We start from the raw sequence: 17,701 nt of genomic DNA on the forward strand, positions 1-17,701 counted from the left end.
GCCGCGCAGTGCAGGTCAGATCGACAGGTGCAGCACCCGCTCGTCCTCGGCACCGGCCAGCGGGCGGCGCTTGTTGACCTTCAGCTCACCCAGGTTGATCAGCAAGGTACGGGTCACGTTGCGGCTCAGCCCCAGCAACTCGGCGGTGTGCACTTGGTTGTGGTGGCACAGCCGGTAGGCGGCAGTGAGCAGGCTGCGCTCGACCTGTTCGTGGAGGTTGTCGATCTGTTCTTCGAACAGGCGCTGGAAGGCCAGGTCGAGCAGGTCATGGGCCGTTGTGCTGTCTTCCTGGCGTTCGATACGCAGGTTGGACATGCGCAGGTCATCGGCCTGGATCACGCCGTCGCGGCAGATCAGCAGGGTGTGGTGGATGACATTCTCCAGCTCGCGAATATTCCCCGGCCAACTGTAGGTGGCCAGCCGTTGCTCGGCGTCCTTGCTCAGGATGACCTCGCCATACCCCAGGCGGCGGGTGTAGGTGTCGATGAAATACTGCACCAGCGGCAGGATATCGCCGGGGCGATCCCGCAGCGGGCTGAGTTCCAGGTTGACCACGTTCAGGCGGTAGAACAGGTCCTCGCGAAAATGCCCGGCATTGATGGCTTTTTCCAGTTGCACGTTGGTGGCCGCCAACACCCGCACATTGATCGGAATGCTTTTGCGCGAACCCAGGCGGACCACTTCACGTTCCTGTAATACCCGCAGCAGCTTGACCTGGATCGACATCGGCAGGTCGCCGATTTCATCGAGGAACAGCGTGCCGCCATTGGCTTCTTCAAACCAGCCGGCCTTGGCGCTGAGGGCGCCGGTGAACGCGCCTTTCTCGTGGCCGAACAGCTCGGCTTCCACCAATGACTCGGAGAACGCACCGCAATTCACCGCCACGAACGGCTGTGCCTTGCGGCCACTGAGGTTGTGGATATGCCGTGCTACCAGCTCTTTGCCGGTGCCGGTTTCGCCGATGATCAGCACGCTGGCTTCGCTCGGGGCGACTTGTTGCACATGCTTGAGCAAGGCTTTGGACCGGGGGTCTTCAAACACCTGCGCGGTGGCGCGGATGGAGGTGGCAAGGGCGGGCGAGGGCGGTAGGGTCAGCAGTTGCATGGCAGTCTCTACGAATAAAACGTCGGGATGGGCGGGGTACCGTTCAGTGCCCACTCGCCCAGTTCATGAAGCTTGTAGTCCAGCGGGTCATGCAGGCTCTGGGTGCGCAAGTTACGCCAGTGCCTGTCGAGGGCCACCGAGGCGTTGGTCGCCCGTGCGCCGGTGACCTCGAAGACCTTGCTACACAGCTCCAGGCCGTTGCGGCTGGCGGCGACTTTGGCGGTGGCGATGGCAATCGCCGCTGTGCCGCGTTCCTCGCGGGTCAGCGCGGAACCCTTGGCCCATGCCGCGTCCAATACCTCACCTGCGCGCTCCACCAACAGGCGCGTACTTTGCAGGGCCACCCAGAAATCGCCGTAGTGGCCGAGGATGTAGGGATCCTGGGTGGTGTGGCTGGCGCTGGAGCGGAACCACGGGCGGGCTTCTTCGAGGGTGTATTGGCGTGCCTCTTCGAATGCACCCTCGGCGATGCCGAGGAAGATATTCGCGAAATGCAGTTGCGCAATCAGCGGGCGCAGGCAGGCGAACGGCGTGCTCAACGGCCCCGGGTCCAGCAGCAGGTCGGATTCCTCCACACGCACGCGCTTGAAGGTCACGCTGCCGCTGTCAGTCTGGCGCTGGCCCATGTTGTTCCAGTCGTTGTGCAGGATGATCCCGCTGCGGGCGCTGGGAATCGCCGCGATCAGCAACTTGCCGCCGGCGGTTTCATCGATGGCCGAGGCGATCAGCATCTCCGAGTCGTTGGCGCCGGAGCAGAAGTTCTTCTGCCCCGAAAATTCCCGCCAGCCACTGTGGCGCTTGACCACCGTGCGGGTGTCCAGGGGGTTCAGGGTGTTGCCCCAGAACCAGTTGTTGCTGGCCGTCAGGCTGAACCAGGTTTGCCATTGTGCGGGCGTGGCGAACAACCGGACGGTGGCGAGCATCAGGTGATGAAAGCCGAATACGTGGGCGATGGAGCTGTCGACCCGGGCGAATTCGCGCACCACTTCGAAGGTTTTCGACCAGTTGGCGTCCAGCCCGCCGAATTGCCCGGGAATGCTCAGGGACAACAGGCCGCTGCTGCGCAGCTTGTCGCGTTCGGCTTTGGGTGTGCCGCCGCTGGCATCGCGGTCGACGGCGGTGCGGGCGAATTCGCTCGCCAGGTCACGGGCAATCTCCAGCGGCGTCCTGCGGGTGCAGAGTAAGTTGACCGTCACGCGTGAATACCTCGTTGCTTAATAGTCGAGCGTGTTTGAGTGGGTTTATTCAACTGTTGATAGAGCAAGAGCCATACCAAGTAAAAACACGCGGGAAACTTGCGGTTCCGTGTTTACGGGCTGGGCCGACTATTATCAAAAGCACAACTTTTGTTGCGCAGGTGTTGGGATTCGGACAGTTGTGCCAAGGCCCGCGTGGCCTGGTGCCGGTTATGCTTTTATCGGTTAAGCATATAAGTAATTTGTCTTTTTAACGGTTGTTGGGAATCGAACATTTCGCCAGCAAAGTGTTGCGCCTGTGCCGATTAAATACGGTTGTGGTCCCGGGTTTGTTGATGTTTTGACGTGGCACGAACCCTGCAAAGTTGGATTCAGAGCGCGACTATACAAATAGATGCTCCAACTAATTAGAGACCCCAGGAGTATTTAATCCATGCGGCAACTGTTTGAACCACGCGCTCGTCGTTTTGAGTCACTGGCCACCGCGTCCAGCCTTGGTGTGCTGTTGATGCTGATACACGGCGCGGCCTTTGCGGCCCAGGCCGACCCGACCCTGGCCACGGTGGTGGTCACCGGCGCCGAGGCTACCGAAGCGCAAAAAGCCGAAAAGCAGCTGGCCAAGGTGCCCGGCAAAACCGCGGTGATCGACAACCGCAAGATCGAGCAGGGCCGGGCGGCGAATGCCGAGGACGTGCTGGCGTTGCAACCGGGAGTATTCGCCCAAGCCACCAGCGGCTCGGGCGCCAACAAGATTTCGATCCGTGGCTCGGGCCTCAACACCTTCTATCAAGGCTATGTGCTGGGGATCAAATTCCTCTACGACGGCCTGCCGTTGACCGGCCCGGGCGGTACCCAGGAAGACATGCTGGACATGGCCTCCGTGGACCACACCGAAGTGCTCTACGGCGCCAACGCCTTCCGTTATTCGGCCTTGTCATTGGGCGGCGCGATCAACTTCGTGAGCAAGACCGGCCGCACCGATCCGGGCAATTACGCCCGCTTCGAAGCCGGCAGCTTCGGCTACCGCAAGCAGCAACTGAGCACCGGTGGTGTAGAGGGGGACAACGACTACTACGTCAGCATCCAGCACAACGAGCGGGATGGTTATCAGGACAACACGCCGAACAAAGGGCAGGGGATCGTCGCCAACTTCGGCCACGTGTTCAGCCCGCAACTGGAGACGCGCTTCTACATTCGCTACAAGGAAGAAACCCTGAGCCAGGGCAACACCCTGACCAAATACCAGCTCAAGCACGACCCTACGAGCAACCTCGTGCCCATCGGGCGCAAGAAGGACGGCTCGACCCTGCTGGGCAGCACCACCACCTACACCTTCGACGACAATGCCAAGCTCGAAGTCGGCCTGGGCTACAACGACTACCCGCTGGACAACGGCTGGCGTTACTCGCCAACCCCCCAGGAATGGCGCTCCCAGGACGTCAACCTGACCCTGCGCTACCTGCGCACCGCCGACACCTTCTTCGGCCTGCGCAGCGACAGCAGCGTGACCTTCAGCAATACGCTGGCGTACCTGGCCGATGTGAAATCCCACAGCAAGGCCACCGGCATCACCCAGCAGAAAACCAACTACACCGGCTCCCGGGACACGGTGTTTTCTCTTGGCAACGAACTGCAACTGAACGACCGTACGTGGCTGTCCACCGGGCTGTCGCTGATTGATATCAAGCGCAAGGCGCAGATCGAATACACCACCGGCACCAATACCAGCGCGTTCCCCAGTGGCGTCGAATACGACGAGACCGACGTCGCCCCGCGCATCGGCCTGCGCTACCAGCTGACTCCGGAATTCGAAGTGTTCGGCAACGTCAGCCGCTCCGTAGATCCGCCGGTCACTTGGCAGCTGGGCAGCACCGGCACACCCTACATCCGCGATGTGCGCCCGCAAAAAGCCAACACCGTGGAGTTTGGTATTCGCGGCGGCCACGGCATTTTCGACGGCAGCCTGACGGTCTACCGGTCGTGGGTGCAGAAAGAACTGTTGTCGGTGGTGGTGCGCCAGGCAACCGCCACCCAGGACCAGTTGGTGGCCACCTCCAACGGCAGCGCAACCATTCACCAGGGCATCGAAGCCGGCTTGAATGCGCAACTGTGGGACGGCGGCAATGGCGACACCGTGACCTTGCGCCAGGCCTACACCTTCAACGACTTCCACTACCGCAATGATGGGGTGTTCGGCGACAACCAGTTGCCGGGCTTGCCGCGTCAGGTCTACCAGGCGGAGCTGGAGTATCGCCAGGGCAGCGGTTTCTACGCGCAGCTCAACGCCAGGGCGGCGTCCAGCTATTACGTCGATTTTGCCAACTCCCTGAGTGCGCCGTCCTATACGTTGTGGGGCGCCAAGGTGGGCTACGAGGCCCCGAGCAAGAAGTGGGAGGTGTTCGTCGACGCGCGCAACCTGACCAACAAACGCTACGCCACGGCCACCAACACCGCGTACGACGCCAAGGGCCAGGACTCGGCCAACTTCTATGTGGGGGATGCGTTCAACGTGACCACGGGGGTTGCGTTTCACTTCTGACCGCAGCACAACGACCTGAAAAGCAAAGCAAATCCAGTGTGGGAGCTGTCGAGCTTTAGCGAGGCTGCGATGGCATCACCTCGGTGTACCTGACGTACCGAGGTGCCTGCATCGCAGGCAAGCCAGCTCCCACACTGGATTTTGTAGTGGCTGGAGATTTAGTTCTGCGGCCGCTGCTTGGTCGAATCCAGCTCGGCCTTTTTGCCGGTGCTGATCTCGGTGATCAGCGCCGACTTGGCGATTGCAAAGTCAAAGGTGTCTTGCATCTTGGCGATCGCATCGGTTGCCGTGCCGTTCAGCCCACCATTGGCTGCCCAGTCGAAGTTCCACACCCCGGACAGGTTATCGGCACCCGCCACGTCATGGGTTTCGATCGCGGTGAACACGTCGGGATGGCGTTCCATGTACTGGGCCGCAGCGCTCACATCGGCGGGGACCTTGCCCGAAGCATTGCTGGCCAACTGTGAAAGCTCTTGCTTGGTAATTGCCGACTTGCCCGACTGGCGCATGTAATCGGCGATCACCTTGCTCGACTTGGAAATATTCAACTTGTCGTCAAATACCGACGTCGAGGCTTTTTGAGTGGTCGGTCCGCCACCGGCGGGTGTTACGGTAGTAGACATCGGCGCTGCTCCCTCAATGAATTGGATGACATCGAAGCCGACGTTAGCATGGGCAATTGGCCATTTATCGCCGGTTTCACAACAATTCGCAGCGGCCGGAAAATTTCACAGCGTTTCGCACAGGGAAGGGATGGTGTTCAGGACGAATCAAGGGCAAAGCCGGTTTGCCGGTTTTTTCATCAGCCGCAATTTTTCACTTTTATGGCTGGGCCAGGCGCTCTCGTCCTTCGGCGAGTTCGTGCTGGAGAGCACGATCATCGTCTGGCTGGTGACCGATCTGTTCCGCGACAGCGCCTTTCTACCCAGCGCCGTGGGCCTGGCGGTGGCGGCCTCGGCGATCCCGCGGGTGCTGGTGGCGCCATTGGCGGGTGCCTGGGTCGACCGCCTGACCCCGCTCTACGTGATGATCAGCGCAGACGCTATCCGGGTGATCAACTTCCTGATCTTTATCCTGATCTATTCGCTGTCCGGCCTCGATCAGATGCAAGTGTTCGCCGGCGTGCTGCTGTTGCTGGTGATGAACAGCAGCGCCGCGCAGTTCTTCAACCCGGCCCGGCAGGCGGTCATGCACGTGATCATTCCCGCTGAGCGGCGGGTGGAAGCGTCGGCCAAGACGATGTTTTCCCTCACGGGCATTTCGGTACTTTCCGCTTCCGTGGGCCCGGCGCTGTTTGTATGGGTGGGGCCGATCTGGGCGTTGCTGATCAATGTGCTGGCGTTCAGCTGTTCAGCGCTATGTATCCTGGCCACCCGAGGGCTGGGTACAGCGTTGCCGGTAGAGCGCAGTTCATTTTGGCGCGGATTGTTCGACGGGCTGCGGTTTTCCTGGGGGCATCCGGCAATTCGCACCCTGCTGACCGGCGTGGCGTTGTACGGGGTTTCCCTGGGCATCAATAGCGTCGTTTTGTCGTTGTATGCCTTCAAGACCCTGGGCCTGAGCCCGCGTGAATATGGCCTGGTGCTCGCCGCGTTCCCGGTCGGCGGGCTGGTGGCGGCCTTTCTCGTTCGGCCGCTGTTGAAGGCCTTGAGCATTCGACGCGCGTTCACCGTGGCGCTGTTGTGCCTGGGGTTGAGCTACCTGGGCTATGCGTTGCATCCGCCGTTTTACCTGGCCTGGGTGCTGATGTTCTGCTGCGGGCTGTGCTTTTCGGTGTTTGCCATGGTGCAGGGGCCGATGCTGCAAGAGGCCGTGCCGGCAGGCTATATGGGCCGAGTCTCCGCGACCGTGACGCCGGTGCTGGCCATTGCTTCGCTGACCGGCACCCTGGTGTGTTCCCAGACGCTCAACCTCGTGCAAGGCGTGGATGTGTACGGCCGCTACATCGTTATCGCGGCGGGCTTGCTGCTGATCGGAGGTGGATTGATGCTGCTCGGTCAGCGTGCCGGCAAACATCAAGTCGCCCGCTCAAAGTGACTCGCCCGCATCCAGCTTCGCCAGCAGCCTCTGGCCCCGGTTCCACAGCGCGTCCTGCTTGGATTCAGGCATCCGGTCGAGATTCTTGTAGAGCATGGCCATGCGCTGATTGCCCCGCAGCAGGTCGCCGTGGCGCATCAGAAAGTGCCAGTAAAGCGCATTGAACGGGCAGGCATTGTCAGCGGTACTTTCGGTGACTTTGTAGGCACAGTCGCGGCAGTAGTCCGACATGCGCTTTATATATTGGCCGCTGGCGCAATAAGGTTTGGAACCCAGGTAGCCACCGTCGGCATGCATGACCATGCCCAGGGTGTTGGGCAGCTCGACCCAGTCGAAAGCGTCCATGTAGATCGCCAGGTACCACTCGCATATCTGGCTGGGCACGATGCCGGCCAGCAGGGCGAAGTTGCCGGTGACCATCAGCCGCTGGATGTGATGGGCGTAGGCATGTTTCAGGCTTTGGCCGATCGCCTGGCGCATGCAGTTCATTTGCGTCTCGCCCGTCCAGTAGAACTCCGGCAGCGGGCGGGTGTTGCCGAATGAATTGCCAGCGGCGTAGTCCGGCATCTTCAGCCAGTACACGCCGCGTACGTATTCACGCCAGCCAATCAGTTGGCGGATAAACCCTTCGGCGGCATTCAGCCCGATGCTGCCCGACCAATAGGCTGCCTCCACGTCGCTGCACAGTTGGCGCAGGTCCAGCAGGCCGATGTTCAGCGCCGCGCTGATGCGGGCATGAAACAGGAAGGGCTCGTCGCTGGCCATGGCGTCCTGGTAGTCGCCGAACCCGGCCAGGCCGTAATCCAGAAAGTAACCCCACAACGCCTGAGCGTCGGCGTGGGTTACCGGGTAATCGAAGGTGTCCAGTTCGCCGTAGTGGCTGCTGAAGTGTTGACCCACCAGCGCCAGCACGTCCTGGGTGATGGAGTCTGAACTGAAGCGCGCCGGGTAGGGCGCTTTGGTGCCCTTGGGCAGCGCCTTGCGGTTGTCTGCATCAAAGTTCCAGGCGCCGCCGACCGGCGTGCCGTCACCGTTGAGCAATAGTCCGCTCTTGCGGCGCATCTCCCGGTAGAAGAACTCCATGCGCAGTTGTTTTTTGCCGCTGGCCCAAGCGGCGAACCCGTCACGGCTGCACAGAAATCGGTTGTCGGCATGCCACTGGATCGGCAAACCGCAGTCTTTCAGGGATTGCTCCAGGCGCCAGTCGCCGCATTCGGTCAGATGCAGTTCCCTTGGCTGCATCAGCGACTGCCAGCGCTTCAACTCACCCGGTACCGAGCCGGTGTTTTGCGGGTCATCAAGGGCGACGTACTGCACCCGAATACCGCGTTGCTGCAACGCTTCGGCAAAGTGGCGCATGGCGCTGAAGATCAGGACGATTTTTTGCGGATGGTGGGGTACATGGCTGGCTTCCTCCATGACCTCGACCATCAAGACGGCGTCGTGCTGGCTGTCCAGCCCGGCCAGTGAGGCCAGGTCAAACGACAACTGATCGCCCAGCACCAGGCGCAGGTTTCTAACGGCCTTGGTCACCAGGGCGCTTCCAGGGAAAATGGCGTTCGCAGTGCCTCAATGGGCCCTTCACGCCGGCCGCACATTTCATCATGTACGCACTGATGCACCAGGGTGCAGGGGAATGCAGGGACTGATTGCAATACGTCACGCAGGTGGTTGACGGAGCGAAAGTGCAGGGGCTTTGCCGCGGCGTCCAGCAACGTGAACTGGCCGTGGTCCAGCCGGACGCGCGCCAGATAGAAACCGCCCTCCAGGGAGAGCAGTTCCATTTCACGTACATCGCCTTGGATGGCCAGTTGGGTCAGGGTTTGCAGGTTCATGATTCGCTCCTTGCCGGTCAGGGTTGCGAAGACTGGCGACGGAAGAACAGCGTCACCTGGCCCACTTCGACGCCCAGCTTGGACATGCTGGAGCGATTGATCAGCGTGTCTTCGTCCATCAGGTACATCCAGTCGTCGAGGCTCACTTCGTAGACGGAGCCGTCCACCGGCAGGCTCAGGATGTAGCGCCAGCGCAGTGCGTTGCCGGCCACTTCGCCCTTGGCTTCACCGACCACGTCGTCGGCGCGGCCGCGCCAGTGGTTCGGGCCGTCGGGGGTCAGGGTCCAGACGCGCCGTTGGCGAGTGCCGTCGCTGTAGAGAAAGCGTTCGTCGAGAATCAGGTTCTCGCCTTCGCGGTGGCTGGCGATATTCACTTCGAAACGCTTGGCGACTTCACCTGAGCGCTTTTCGAATATTCCCCAGGCCTTGACTGGTTTGCTGAAGAAACGCACCAGGTCCAGTTGGGGTTGCTGGTCGGCATAGTGTTTTACATCGACGCTGCCACAACTGCTCAGGCTGAGCACAAGGGCCAGCGAAACCAATAGACGGGTCATTGCGGTTCTCCCTGAGAGGGCTTGATACAGATGAAGCCTCGATAGCTGATACTTGTACAAAATAATAAATTTGTACAGGTATTTAGAGGGGGATCTGAACGTTGTTGCCCACGTTCCTGATCGACGGCTGGGTAAGACCGTCGGGCCGAAGCGGCACTGTGTACCTGGCCATTGCCGATGTGGAAGGCAGCCTTCGGGCGTGGGCTGAGTACATATCCGTTATTTAGGTAACGGCCACTTAGGGTTCCGCTCTTACAGCGGGTCACTTTTGGCAAACGTCCGGAATGCCGGCCCAGCCAAAAGTAACCAAAAGGTCTTTGCCCCACCACTCGGTGCCTCGCCTAGGCTCGGCATGCCCGCACTCCGGCCCGGTTCCGCGGGCCGCCGCGACGGGCCATCCATGGCCCGGCGCGGCTAAATCGGCTTCCCTGCCGATTTACCCGCTCCACCGTGCCTACTTGCGGCCATCGTGGTTGACGGGGCCTGCAGATCAAGATCACAAGCAGATCAAAAGCAAGAGCACAGCGGCCTACCGGCCGGCTTGAGTGTTAGAAGCAGAGGCAAGATCCAGAGCGAAAGCAGAGCTGCTTTTCTGTGGGAGCGGGCTTGCTCGCGAAAAACCTGAGACCGCCGCGTTCATCCAGAATGCCAGCGTCATCGTTAACGACCTTCGCGAGCAAGCCCGCTCCCACATTTGGACCGTGCCCGCTTTAGCTTCTGATTTCGCTGTTGCTGTTGCTGTTGCTTCACCACACTCAAGCCGGCCTGTAGGCCGCTGTGCCCTTGATCTGCTTTTGATCTTGATCTTAGGCGCCCCGTTAAACCACGCTGGCCGAACGTAGGCAGTACGGAGCGGGTAAACCGGCAGGACGCCGGTTTAGCCGCGACGGGGCAGGGACGCCCCGTCGCGGCGGCCCGCTTCGTGCTGCCGGAGTGCGGGCACACCGAGCCCAAGCGAGGTGCCGAGTGGTGGGGCAAGAGCGTTTTGCTTACTTTTGCGCTTTTCAAAAGTGAGCCGCTGTAAGAGCGGAACCCATACAAGCCATCACCCAAATAACGGATATGTCCCCACCTAGCATCCTCCCCCAGCGGCAAAGCCCCGACAGGCACCCCGCATGCCGGTCAGTAGCGAATCATCACCGACTTGAGCTCGGTGTAGTCCTCGATAAAAGCCCCGCCAAACTCCCGCCCCACCCCCGAAGACTTGTTGCCGCCGAACGGCACCGCCGGGTCGAGCATCGTGTGCATGTTCACCCACACCGTCCCCGCGTTGATCGCCGGCAGCATGCGCAGGGCCTTGCTCAAATCGTTGGTCCAGAGGCTGGCGCTCAGGCCGTAAGGCGTGTTGTTCATCAACTCCAGCAGTTCTTCCTCAGTGTCGTAGGGAAAAAACGTGGCGATCGGGCCGAAAGTTTCTTCGTTGAGCAGGGTGTCGTTGATCGTGTTGGCGAGAATCACCGTCGGCTCCACGTAGCAACCGGGCCCGTCGATCAGCTTGCCGCCATGGACAATCGTATTGTTCTCGGCCCGCGCCGTGGCGAAAAACCCTTCGAGTTTCTGTTGGTGCTGACGGTTAGTCACCGGGCCGAACTCTGTGCGCTCATCCAGCGGCGAACCGATGTTCAACTGGCCCAGGCGCTGCGCCAGCTTGTCCATGATCGGCTCGATCTGCGAGCGATGGGCGAAGAAGCGTTCGGCGGCAGCGCAGATTTGCCCGGAGTGCAGGAACCCGGCTTCGATGATGCCGTTGACCGCCTTGTCGAGGTCCACATCCCGCAAAAACCCGGCCGAGTTTTTACCGCCCAGTTCCAGGGTCGCCCGGGTCAACCCCGCGCCCATGGCACTGCGGCCCACCGCAATGCCGGTGGGCACCGAGCCGGTGAACGAAACCTTGTCGGTGTCCGGATGCTCCACCAGGCCTTTGCCCACAAGGCCGCCACCGGTCAATACGTTCAGTACGCCCGCCGGCAGGCCGACGTCGATGGCGAGTTCGGCGATGCGCAGGATGGTCAGCGGGGTGAACTCGCTGGGCTTGATGATGATGCTGCAACCGGTCACCAGCGCCGAGGCGAGTTTCCAGATGGCGATCATGGTCGAGAAATTCCACGGCACGATGCCCACCACCACGCCCACCGGTTCCCGCAGGGTGAAGGCGGTGTAGCGTTCGCCGGCGAAGGAGGGCAGTGACGGGGTGATGGTCTGGCCGCTGATCTTGGTGGCCCAACCGGCGTAGTAACGCAGGAAATGCGCGGCCTGGTCGACCTCAAAGGCCCGGGAAATCTGGATGATCTTGCCCGACTGGCAGGTTTCGATCTGTGCCAGTTCTTCGCGGTGTTGCTCCAGCAGGTCGGCGAGTTTCAGCAGCACATTGCCGCGAATGGCTGGCGCGACCTGGGACCACTGCCGGAAGCCACGTCGGGCTGATTCCACGGCCGCGTCAATATCGGCAAGGTCGGCATCGGCGACGCGGGCGATCACTTCGCCGGTGGCCGGGTTGATCACCTCCAGGGTCTGGCTGGAGTGGCTTTGGATGTAGCCGCCGTCGATAAACAAGGCATGGTTTCGACGGAGGAAGGCTTGGACTTCAGGCAGCAGCGCAATATCGCTCATGGGAATTTCCTGCTCGCAAAAGCCCGAGGTTAACCAGCGCCGCTAGGCCAGGCTTGTCTGTGCCTGCCGGGCGATATGTCTGTGGCTGCCAGGCCTGTGGAAAGTGCAATCTTGGCTGTGGAAGGTGCATTTTCCGGTGTGATCGCCGGCTCCATACTGGCCCCACATCCAGCGTCGTTCGTTGATTTGGAACGCCAGCCGGACATCCAATAATAAGCAGGGCCGTCCATGAAAAAGCCAAACCCGCTCCTCGAAGACCTCAAGGCGATTCTGCCGATCATCGCTGCCAATGCCTTCCAGGCCGAGCAGGAGCGCAAGGTTCCCGACGAGAACATTGCGCTGCTCAAGAGCATCGGCATGCACCGTGCCTTTCAACCCAAACCCTTTGGCGGCATGGAAATCTCCCTGCCGCAGTTTGCCGACTGCATCGCCTTGCTCGCCGGCGCCTGTGCCAGCACCGCCTGGGCCATGAGCCTGTTGTGCACCCACAGCCATCAACTGGCGCTGTTTTCCGCCAAGCTGCAGCAGGAAGTCTGGGGCGATAACCCGAACGCCACGGCCAGTAGCAGCATCGCGCCGTTTGGCCGCACTGAAGAAGTTGAAGGTGGCGTGCTGTTCAGCGGTGAAATGGGCTGGAGCAGCGGTTGCGATCACGCCCAGTGGGCGATTGTCGGTTTCCGCCGCAAAAACGCCGAAGGCACCCAGGATTACTGCTTTGCGGTGCTGCCGCGCAGCGACTATCAGATTCGTGATGACTGGTTCGCCGCCGGCATGAAGGGCAGCGGCACCAAGACCCTGATCATCGACAACGTGCGGGTGCCCGAACACCGCATCCAGAAAGCCAAGGACATGATGGAAGGCAAGTCCGCCGGCTTCGGTTTGTACCCCGACAGCAAGATTTTCTACTCGCCGTACCGGCCGTATTTCGCCAGCGGTTTCTCCACCGTCAGCCTGGGCGTGGCCGAGCGCATGCTTGAGGTGTTCCGCGAGAAAACCAAGACCCGCGTACGTGCCTACACCGGCGCGGCGGTGGGTGCCGCGACTCCGGCGTTGATGCGCCTGGCCGAGTCGACGCACCAGGTGGCCGCCGCCCGGGCGTTCCTGGAAAAGACCTGGCAGGAACACGCCGAACACAGCGAACAGCACCGTTACCCGAGCCGCGAGACCCTGGCGTTCTGGCGTACCAACCAAGCGTACGCCACCAAGATGTGCATCCAGGCGGTGGACCGTTTGTTCGAGGCCGCCGGTGGCAACGCGTGGTTCGAGCACAACGAAATGCAGCGGTTGTTCCGCGATTCCCATATGACCGGCGCCCATGCGTACACCGATTACGACGTGTGCGCGCAGATTCTGGGGCGTGAGCTGATGGGGCTTGAGCCTGATCCGAGCATGATTTGAAGCCTCGTGGCGGCCCCTCCGCAGGAGCGAGCTTGCTCGCGAAAAAACCGAGAGCGCCGCGCCCCTCCAGGCAACCCACGTCATCGTTAACGACCTTCGCGAGCAAGCTCGCTCCTACAGGGAGCAGCTCGATAATAAGTAATCCGGGAGTCTTGTATGTCTGAGCACAGCGCTACGATCTTCGATCCACGGGCCTTTCGCCGGGCCCTGGGCAACTTTGCCACCGGTGTCACGGTGGTCACCGCCGCTGATGCCAGCGGGCGCAAAGTGGGTGTCACCGCCAACAGCTTCAACTCGGTCTCCCTGGACCCGCCGCTGGTGCTGTGGAGCATCGACAAGCGTTCCAACAGCCATGAGGTGTTCGAGCAGGCCAGCCATTTTGCGGTCAACGTGCTGGCGGCCGACCAGATCCACCTGTCGAACAATTTTGCCCGGCCCAAGGACGATCGCTTCGCCGAAATCGAATTCGAATCGGGCGAAGGCGGCTCGCCGGTCTTCGCCGATTGCTCGGCGCGGTTTCACTGCGAGAAATACCAGCAGGTGGACGGTGGCGATCACTGGATCATGATCGGCAAGGTGGTGGCGTTTGATGATTTTGGGCGTTCGCCGCTGCTCTATCACCAAGGGGCGTATGCGCGGATCGAGGAGCGGCAGCCGTAGGGCGAACGCCTCTATCGAGGGCTGATGCAAATTTAATGTGGGAGCGGGCTTGCTCGCGAATGCTGAGTGTCAGCCAATACATCTGGTGACCGACCCACCGCTTTCGCGAGCAAGCCCGCTCCCACATGTGATCTCGGTAGCTCATTGCATCTGTGTTAGAACGGCACGGCCACCGTGACTTGGCTATAGACATTGGTGCCGTTGCCACCCACCTGGTTGCCGCCGTTGCTCTCATCCTTGTTGGGCTTGTACAGCCCCAGCAGCGGCGTGACGATCAGGTGTTCGTTCACCGCCCACTCCGCGTACAGGTCCAGTTCGCGCCCATCGAGGTTGAGCATGCCGCCCTTGCTCAACGTCTTGTAATCGAAGAACAGCGCGCCGACGGTCACGCTGTCCAGCGGCTTGACCTTCAACGCCACGTGCTGCACCTCAGTATTGGTATTGAACGGCCCCGAATAATTGCCGGCCACTTCGCCCTGCACCCAAGTGCCGTAGCCACGGTTGAAACCCGCGAACATCGCATCCCAGTTTTTTGAATAGCGGCTGTAGCGGTAGGTCAGGTCCGGCGACCATGGCAGCGCGGCGAAGGTATAGCCGCCCTCGGTGTACCAGGCCTTTTCCGGGCCGGCGTCCTTGTCCTGCCAGGCGTACTCAAAGGAAAAGTGTGCGTTCTCGATCCCTGCATTGCCGGCACCCCGCAGGCTGTAGAGGTTCATCCCGGCGCGCTGTTTTTGCAGGTCATTGGCGTAACGGTCGTCGACGCTGATGCCATGGATATAGGTCAACCCCACGGTGCCGGGTGCGGCGGTGTAGTCCAGGGTGCCGGCGGCCATTTCGGTGTTGGCCTGGGCGCGGTTGTCGGACTTGATCCACATCACGCTGCCATGCACGCCGTCCTTGCCCCCCAGGCGTAACACGGCGGTTTGATCGAAGGCATGGCGCGCGGCGATGTAGTAGGCGCCGCCCCGGTTGAACTTGCCGTCGTCCACGCCCTTGCCCAGGTTCGGGCCGTCGTCATTGATGATGAAACCGTCGCCGAGCATGATGATCTGGCGGCCGAACGACAGGTCCACACCATCCTTGCCCAGCGCCGGAAACAGCTCCCCCGAGCGCCAACCAGCGAAGGCTTCGTCGAACTTGGTGGTGCGCTCGCTGCCGGTGGTCACGCCGGACGCATCGCCATCACCCCAGGTGCCGGAGCTGACCAGGTTAGCCGTGCCATACACGCTGCCCAGGGCGCCGAAGCGCTGGTCAACGCTCAAGCCATACTTGATGAAGCCCTCACGCCAGGTGGAACCGCCGGTGGTGCCGTCATAGTTTTTGCGGCTGTTGAACATCCCGTACACCGCGAGGAAGTTGCCGGTGACCTTGGTGTCGTCATCGGCGTACAGCTCGAACGCCCGGGCCGATGACTCGATGATCATCAGCGCAATGCCCAGGCTCACGGCCCTGTACAGCCGACGGGTTTTTTGTGTGTGCTCCATTGTTATAGTCCCCAGCAGGTTGAGTTGAGGGCGCATTAGTGCGAGCGGGGGTGGGCCAAGTCTTTCCTCTGCGTGCCAGGTAATTGACCCTGGCCGCCAGCGGCGGGACAGTGGCAGGCAGCAACAAAACCGGCGGCAGCCAGGAGCAAGACGATCAGCCAGGGCGGGGCGCAGAGTGCCAATACTTCTAAAAATCCGCTTCTTGAGGATCTGCACCATGTCGATCAACGACCGGCTCACCGAACACTTGAAACGCGGCACGGTGGGCTTTCCCACGGCGCTGGCGAGCACCATTGGCCTGATCATGGCCAGCCCGGTGATCCTCACCGCAACCATGGGGTTTGGCATCGGCGGCAGCGCCTTTGCGGTGGCGATGTTGATCGCGGTGGTGATGATGCTGGCCCAGGCGACCACCTTCGCCGAGGCCGCCTCGATCCTGCCCACCACCGGCTCGGTCTACGACTACATCAACTGCGGCATGGGCCGGTTCTTTGCGATCACCGGCACCTTGTCGGCGTACTTGATCGTGCATGTGTTTGCCGGCACCGCTGAGACGATCCTGTCCGGGGTGATGGCGCTGGTGAACTTTGAGCACCTCAACACCCTGGCGGAATCTGCCGGCGGCTCATGGTTGCTGGGGGTGGGTTTCGTGATTGTGTTCGGGGTGCTGAATGCGTTTGGTGTCAGCGCGTTCGGCCGCGCCGAGATCATCCTCACCTTTGGCATGTGGACCACCCTGATGGTGTTTGGCGTGCTGGGCCTGATCGCGGCTCCGGCGGTGCAGTTGGACGGCTGGTTCGGTGAATCCCTGGTGGGCACCGACCTGATCACCATCCTGTCGCTGGTGGGCATGGCGATGTTCATGTTTGTCGGCTGCGAGTTCGTCACGCCGCTGGCGCCGGACCTGCGCAACTCGGCCAAGGTGATGCCCAAGGCCATGGTGCTGGGGTTGCTGGGGGTGGCCACCTGCATGTTCATCTACGGCGCGGCAATGAAGCGCCAGGTGGAGAACGTATTGATCGACGCGGCGGGCGGGGTGCACCTGCTGGATACGCCGATGGCGATCCCGAAATTCGCCGAGCAGGTGATGGGCAGCATCGGCCCGATGTGGTTGGGCATCGGCTTTCTGTTTGCCGGTGCTGCGACCATCAACACCCTGATGGCCGGTGTACCGCGGATCCTGTACGGCATGGCGGTCGACGGCGCGTTGCCCAAGGTCTTCACCTACCTGCACCCGCGCTTCAAGACACCGCTGCTGTGCATCCTGGTGGCGATGCTGATTCCGTGCCTGCACGCGCTGTACCTGGGGGGCAACACCGACAACATCATGCACCTGGTATTGGCCGCCGTGTGTGCCTGGAGTTTTGCTTATCTGCTGGTGACGTTGTCGGTGGTGATTCTGCGGGTTCGCCGGCCTGATCTGCCTCGTGCCTACCGTTCGCCGTTCTTTCCGCTGCCGCAGATTCTGTCGAGCATCGGCATCCTGCTGGGCATGTGGTTTATCACGCCGCCCGGGATGAACCCTGCTGACATCTACATTCCCTTCGGCGTGATGCTCGGTTGCACGGCGGCGTACGCGCTGTTCTGGACCCTGGTCGTGCAGAAGGTCAATCCATTCAAGCCCGCCTCGGTGGAAGAGGTGTTGGCCAAGGAGTTCGCCCATGAATCGGGTCAGCCGCACAACGGGTATATCAGCCATGCTGCAAAAACTGTCTGAGCTGTTCAGCGCCCGGCGCGCTCCGTCGGGTTATCGGCCGGGGGTGACCCTGGAACATCTGCGGCGCAACCTTGGCCTCGCCGGTTATGAGGTGTGCGGCCCGACGAAGGCCCGGGTTGCCCTGGACGAACTCGGGTTGCAACTGGAGATCGTCGAGCGCACCGAATCGCAACTATTGATGCACCTGGTCATGACCGAATTCGTATTGCGCATTCCTGCTTCGCAGCAGGGCACGGCGAGCTTCGAACTGCACCACACCGGGGCCGTTCGACGCACTGGAATCCGCTGTCGGCAGCGCTCGGGAAACAAGGAAGTTTTAGGCGTTCTGCAAACCGAGTTGCAGGAGGGCAGTGCGTTGTATCGCGCCTTGATGCCGCTGGACTTCAAGCGCCTGCGCATCGACCTGGTGGATCACCAGTGGTGCGTGCGGCTTGAGCATATGGGCGGCAGCGAGGTGGTCAACCGCATGCCGGCGTTCCGGCGCTATATCGCCCTGAGCAGCATTCAACGTGCCTGGCTGCTGGACGCCTTCAGCGGTTTCCAGCACGCATTACAGGCCCACTGACC

Annotated in this window: 13 protein-coding genes and 1 pseudogene; 6 read left to right on the forward strand and 8 right to left on the reverse strand. The window is 61.4% G+C overall.

Going from position 1 to position 17,701, the window contains the following annotated elements; translation table 11 throughout:
• Window positions 1-15 precede the first annotated feature (15 nt).
• Together ACA046_RS11715 and ACA046_RS11720 are read right to left on the reverse strand one after the other, a co-directional pair.
• Complete coding sequence (locus tag ACA046_RS11715; protein WP_497676570.1) at window positions 16-1,104, reverse strand: sigma-54 interaction domain-containing protein; 1,089 nt, start codon at window positions 1,102-1,104, stop codon at window positions 16-18.
• Between the two features lie 8 nt (window positions 1,105-1,112).
• The gene (locus ACA046_RS11720; RefSeq protein WP_497676571.1) at window positions 1,113-2,300 is read right to left on the reverse strand and encodes an acyl-CoA dehydrogenase family protein; all 1,188 of its coding nucleotides are present in this window, start codon (window positions 2,298-2,300) and stop codon (window positions 1,113-1,115) included.
• A gap of 433 nt (window positions 2,301-2,733) precedes the next feature.
• On the opposite strand from ACA046_RS11720, the gene ACA046_RS11725 reads away from it, so the two are divergent.
• Window positions 2,734-4,839, forward strand: coding sequence for a TonB-dependent receptor family protein (locus ACA046_RS11725; protein ID WP_497676572.1), 2,106 nt, complete (start codon window positions 2,734-2,736; stop codon window positions 4,837-4,839).
• Between the two features lie 158 nt (window positions 4,840-4,997).
• On the opposite strand, the gene ACA046_RS11730 is transcribed toward ACA046_RS11725, so the two are convergent.
• Window positions 4,998-5,462: a hypothetical protein gene (locus ACA046_RS11730; protein WP_063031603.1), complete on the reverse strand. Its 465-nt coding sequence runs from the start codon at window positions 5,460-5,462 to the stop codon at window positions 4,998-5,000.
• Window positions 5,463-5,595: 133 nt separating this feature from the next.
• Between ACA046_RS11730 and ACA046_RS11735 the strand changes: the two genes are divergently transcribed.
• A complete protein-coding gene (locus tag ACA046_RS11735; RefSeq protein ID WP_497676573.1) occupies window positions 5,596-6,876 on the forward strand; it encodes an MFS transporter in 1,281 nt (426 codons plus the stop codon).
• Here the strand turns inward: ACA046_RS11735 and ACA046_RS11740 are convergent.
• The 4 genes from ACA046_RS11740 to ACA046_RS11755 all read right to left on the reverse strand — a co-directional run bounded on the left by ACA046_RS11740 (window position 6,868) and on the right by ACA046_RS11755 (window position 11,875).
• Complete coding sequence (locus ACA046_RS11740) at window positions 6,868-8,409, reverse strand: cryptochrome/photolyase family protein (protein ID WP_497676574.1); 1,542 nt, start codon at window positions 8,407-8,409, stop codon at window positions 6,868-6,870. The two genes, ACA046_RS11735 and ACA046_RS11740, sit on opposite strands and share 9 nt — an antisense overlap.
• Window positions 8,406-8,711, reverse strand: a complete 306-nt coding sequence (locus ACA046_RS11745; protein ID WP_497676575.1) for a DUF6482 family protein — start codon at window positions 8,709-8,711, stop codon at window positions 8,406-8,408. Before ACA046_RS11745 ends, ACA046_RS11740 begins: the two co-directional genes overlap by 4 nt.
• A 17-nt stretch (window positions 8,712-8,728) precedes the next feature.
• On the reverse strand, window positions 8,729-9,265 hold the full coding sequence (locus ACA046_RS11750; protein WP_459027843.1) for a DUF3833 domain-containing protein: 537 nt from the start codon (window positions 9,263-9,265) through the stop codon (window positions 8,729-8,731).
• Window positions 9,266-10,387: 1,122 nt separating this feature from the next.
• The gene (locus ACA046_RS11755) at window positions 10,388-11,875 is read right to left on the reverse strand and encodes an aldehyde dehydrogenase family protein (RefSeq protein WP_497676576.1); all 1,488 of its coding nucleotides are present in this window, start codon (window positions 11,873-11,875) and stop codon (window positions 10,388-10,390) included.
• A gap of 228 nt (window positions 11,876-12,103) precedes the next feature.
• On the opposite strand from ACA046_RS11755, the gene ACA046_RS11760 reads away from it, so the two are divergent.
• A complete protein-coding gene (locus ACA046_RS11760) occupies window positions 12,104-13,273 on the forward strand; it encodes a p-hydroxyphenylacetate 3-hydroxylase oxygenase component (RefSeq protein WP_497676577.1) in 1,170 nt (389 codons plus the stop codon).
• A gap of 156 nt (window positions 13,274-13,429) precedes the next feature.
• Window positions 13,430-13,915: pseudogene (locus ACA046_RS11765) on the forward strand (flavin reductase family protein); the annotation flags it as partial.
• Window positions 13,916-14,088: 173 nt separating this feature from the next.
• On the opposite strand, the gene ACA046_RS11770 reads toward ACA046_RS11765, so the two are convergent.
• On the reverse strand, window positions 14,089-15,417 hold the full coding sequence (locus tag ACA046_RS11770) for an alginate export family protein (RefSeq protein ID WP_497676578.1): 1,329 nt from the start codon (window positions 15,415-15,417) through the stop codon (window positions 14,089-14,091).
• 217 nt (window positions 15,418-15,634) lie between these two features.
• On the opposite strand from ACA046_RS11770, the gene ACA046_RS11775 reads away from it, so the two are divergent.
• On the forward strand, window positions 15,635-17,134 hold the full coding sequence (locus ACA046_RS11775) for an APC family permease (RefSeq protein ID WP_459027850.1): 1,500 nt from the start codon (window positions 15,635-15,637) through the stop codon (window positions 17,132-17,134).
• Window positions 17,115-17,699, forward strand: a complete 585-nt coding sequence (locus ACA046_RS11780; RefSeq protein WP_497676579.1) for a DUF3156 family protein — start codon at window positions 17,115-17,117, stop codon at window positions 17,697-17,699. Before ACA046_RS11775 ends, ACA046_RS11780 begins: the two co-directional genes overlap by 20 nt.
• Window positions 17,700-17,701: the final 2 nt, after the last annotated feature.

This window comes from Pseudomonas sp. LBUM1641 (assembly GCF_059716235.1).